Source organism: Methylacidimicrobium cyclopophantes, from assembly GCF_902143385.2.
GTDB lineage: Bacteria > Verrucomicrobiota > Verrucomicrobiia > Methylacidiphilales > Methylacidiphilaceae > Methylacidimicrobium > Methylacidimicrobium cyclopophantes.
On the sequence record NZ_CABFUZ020000238.1, the window covers coordinates 1 to 3,892 of the forward strand.

Sequence of the window (3,892 nt, forward strand, 5' to 3'; positions counted from 1 at the left end):
AGATCGGCGACCGCCGATCCGGCTTTGAGCTCGAGGGCTTTTACGACCTCTTCCGGCTTCTGCCACTTGTCCCGCTCCTTTGATTCGAAGAGCTTCGAGTACTTCGCCACGTCGTGAAAGCTATGGTGGAAGCCATGCATCGCCTTTTGCTCGGTCGAAGCCTCCGAGGATTGGCCGAAAGCGGTTGGAGCGGTCCCCAAAAGAAGGATGGCGGCGCATCGAAAGATCGCTCTTCGAAAGTTGCTGGAGAGGGGGGCCATAGAGGAGCTTCTATGCGGAGATTTCGGGGGAGCGTACGCCTTCCGGCTCGGAGTGGGAAAGAAAGACGCCCGCCATGTGATGACAAGGATTGCGTCTCTCCTTGCTCCTGTCGAGAGCGTTTTTTCGCCACGGCTGCGAGCGCTTTCTCGAAGAGCCTGCCGATGGGCGCGAGAAACCGACCGGCTCCCCGGGCATCCGACCCGCTTGTTCCCGGCCGACGACGCCCATTCCGCCCCGTGGTTCCCGAGCCAAAGAGAAGGTGAGCTCTCCCGGTAGCTTCGAATGCAAGCGCGGCTGGCGCAACGCACTTCCCGAGGCTAACTTCGGGTAGCGTTCCCCGAGTGGGAAGCGGCCGAAGAAGGAACGAGCCCGACGGGAGGATGTCGCGCATGGCCTTTTCCTTGCGCATCAATGGCATGGAGCGGACAATCGTAACGGCCGAGCCGGAGACGACCCTGCTCGATTACCTGCGCTCCCTCGGGTTGAGCGGGGCTAAGGAGGGCTGTGCCCAGGGGGAGTGTGGCTCCTGCGCCGTCCTCTCCGTGGAAGAGGGAGAGAGCGGCCGCTCTTGTTTACGGGCTCTCAATAGTTGCCTGATCCCTCTTCCGGCCGCCGCCGATCGAGAGATCTACACTGTGGAAGCCCTGGGTCGGCCGGGCCGCCTTTCCCTGGCCCAGAGCTGCCTGGTGGAAGCGGGAGCGTGCCAGTGCGGTTACTGCATGCCCGGGTTCGTCATCTCTCTCACGGCGGAGCAGAGTCGGCTTGGGAACCGGCCGCTTCGCCCCGATGCGCTTTTCGGCAACCTCTGCCGATGCGGCGGCTACCGGCCGATTCGGAAAGCGGCCTCTCGGTTGGAAGCGCTTCGGCCAAACGAGCCACTCGCTCTGCGGCTGCAGAGGCCGCCGCCTCCCCTTCGTCCTCTCTCTCCGGAGGAGGGGCGAGGCCGCTTCTTTCGGCCCACGTCTCTGGAGGGATGTTGGGAGCTGATCCGGCGGTATCCAGAGGCGCGATGGGTATCCGGCTCGACCGATCTCGCCGTGGACAGCAACCTGCGCGGGAGGAGGCCTCCTGTTTGGATCAGCCTCGAGGGGATCGAGGAGATACGCCGATTTTCGGACGGAGAGGAGTGGCTGGAGATCGGAGCCGGCCTCTCGCTTCAGGAGATTGAGGAACGGATGGCAGCCCATGCGCCGCTTCCTTCCGCCCTTGCGCGATGGTTTGTGCTGTTTGGTTCTCCACTGGTCCGCAATCGAGCCACCCTGGGTGGCAATTTGGCGACCGCCTCTCCGGTGGGTGATGCGGCACCGCTTTTGCTCGCTTTGGATGCCCGCCTGCGTCTCCTCTCGGCGGAGGGGAGCCGCGAAGTAGCGCTCTCCGGGTTCTTTTCCGGAAATCGGAGAACGGCTCTCGCCCCCGGCGAACTGATCGCCTCGGTCCGCATCCCGAAGCCCTTTCCATACCAGCTCCGCTTCTTCAAAATCGCCAAGCGGCCGAGCAACGATATCGCGACGGTCTCGCTCGGAATGGGTCTGCGGCTCGATGCTTCCGGACGAGTCGAAAGCCTCCGATTGGCGTTGGGGGGAGTGTCCGACCGGCCGATCCGCCTCTTTGCGGCGGAGAGCGCGATGGCGGGAGCGCCTTGGAACTCCGAGAGCCTCCGTCGAGCCGGAGAGCTCCTTCGAAGCGACCTCGCCCCGATCAGCGATCTTCGCGGGAGTGCGGCCTATCGGCTCGCACTCGTCCGGAGGCTCCTCGAAAAATGTCTGCGGGAGGAAATGGAGGCGGCTTCATGATGGTCGGAAACCCCATCCCGGACGAGAGCGCCGAAGAGCATGTCACGGGGAGGGCCGTCTTCACCGACGATTGTCTCGGCCGCTTCCCGAATCTCCTACACGCCTGGCCGGTTGTCAGCCCGTTTCCCCACGCGCGAGTTCGTCGGATCGACCCCTCCCCGGCGTTGGCTTCTCCCGAGGTGGAAGCGGTGCTGACGGCGGCGGATCTCCCGGGGGCGAACGACGTCGGAGACCCGGCGGGCAAAGAGCCGCTTTTCCCGGAAGAGGTCTGCTACCACCGTCAGCCCGTTGCCTGGGTCCTGGCGGAGAGCGCCGCTGCGGCCCGCCGAGGGGCGGAAGCGGTCGCCGTCCACTACAAGCCGCTTCCGGCGCTCCTCACTCTGGACGAGGCCCGGGCGGCCGCCAGCTTTCATTGTGGTCCGGTCCGACTCGGCCGGGGGGAGGCGCAGCGGGCCTTTGAACGGAGTCCCAAGCGACTCGAGGGGAGCCTCTTGCTCGGAGGCCAGGAGCATTTCGCCCTGGAAACGCAAGCGGCGCTGGCTTGGCGGGAGCCCTCCGGGGATCTGGCCGTCCTCAGCGCCACCCAGCACCCGGCGCAAACCCAGGAAGTCGTCGCGCGGGTTCTCGGCCTTCCGCTCCATCGGGTGACCGTCGAATGTCCGCGGATGGGGGGTGGCTTCGGAGGAAAGGAGGTCCAGGCCGCTCCCTATGCCGCGATCGCCGCCTTGGGGTGCTGGCGGACCGGGCGTCCCGTCCGGGTTCGGCTCCCACGTTGGTTGGATATGGCCCTCACTGGGAAGCGCCACCCGTTTTTGGGCCGCTTCCGCGCTGGATTCGATCTCGACGGGCGACTCCACTGCATTTTGCTGGAACTCTTCGCCGACGGCGGCTGGAGTCTCGACCTCTCGGAAGCGGTCCTCCGGCGCGCGCTGCTCCACATCGACAATCTCTATTGGATCCCCGCCTTCGAGGCGATCGGCTACGTCTGCCGAACCCACAAGACCTCGCAAACGGCCTTCCGCGGCTTCGGCGCCCCGCAAGCGGTCGCGCTGATCGAGGAGGTGATGACCCGGATCGCCCAGACCCTCGATCTTCCCGGGCCCCAGGTTCGGGAGCGCAATTTTTACCGTCCCGGGCAGCGAACGCACTATGGCCAGAAAGTAGAAGGGGCGGAGCGGATCCTTCGGATCTGGGAAACCCTCCAGGCGGAGAGCCGGTTTCGGGAGCGGGCGATCGAGATCGAGAAAGCCAATCGGCTCCAGCCCGATCGCAAGCGTGGCATAGCGCTGATGGGAGCCAAGTATGGGATCGCCTTCACCCAACGATTCCTCAACCAAGCGGGTGCGTTGGTCCTCCTCTACCGGGACGGGAGCGCCCAGGTAAACCACGGCGGCACGGAGATGGGTCAGGGACTCCAGACCAAAATCCGCCAAATCGCCGCATCCCTCCTCGGCCTTCCGTGGCAAGCGGTGCGGGTCATGCCTGCGCGCACCGACAAGATCCCCAATAGCTCTCCCACCGCCGCTTCCAGCGGTTGCGACCTCAACGGGGCCGCCGTGGCCGATGCATGCCGGACGCTCCGCAGACGCCTCCTGCCGGTCGCCTCGGATCTGCTGGAAGCGCCCTCCGGGAGCCTCTCGTTCGGCCAAGGACGAGCTTGGGTGAGGGACCGAGCGGAACGAGCCCTTCCGATCGCCCGGATCGTCGAGGAGAGCTACCGGAGGCGCATTCCCCTCTTCGCGTACGGATCCGCTAGCACTCCGGGGCTCTCTTTCGATTGGGGGAGGGGCCGGGGGAGCCCTTTCCGCTACTTTGCCTTCGGAGCGGCCGTCTCCGAA

The 3,892-nt window shown here is 65.5% G+C and carries 2 protein-coding genes and 1 pseudogene; 2 read left to right on the top strand and 1 reads right to left on the bottom strand.

The genetic code is table 11. The features are described from left to right. A pseudogene (locus FN369_RS09600) lies at positions 1-260 on the bottom strand (class I SAM-dependent methyltransferase); the annotation flags it as partial. A gap of 390 nt (positions 261-650) precedes the next feature. On the opposite strand from FN369_RS09600, the gene FN369_RS09605 reads away from it, so the two are divergent. Beyond that, a complete protein-coding gene (locus FN369_RS09605) occupies positions 651-2,054 on the top strand; it encodes an FAD binding domain-containing protein (protein WP_246189652.1) in 1,404 nt (467 codons plus the stop codon). Then, on the top strand, positions 2,051-3,892 hold a 1,842-nt coding region (locus FN369_RS09610; RefSeq protein ID WP_246189653.1), incomplete at its 3' end, for a molybdopterin cofactor-binding domain-containing protein. The genes FN369_RS09605 and FN369_RS09610, both read left to right, overlap by 4 nt.

Coding starts and splice junctions, on each gene's coding strand:
- FN369_RS09605 (WP_246189652.1), top strand. CDS start 651: ATGGCCTTTTCCTTGCGCATCAATGGCATGGAGCGGACAATCGTAACG.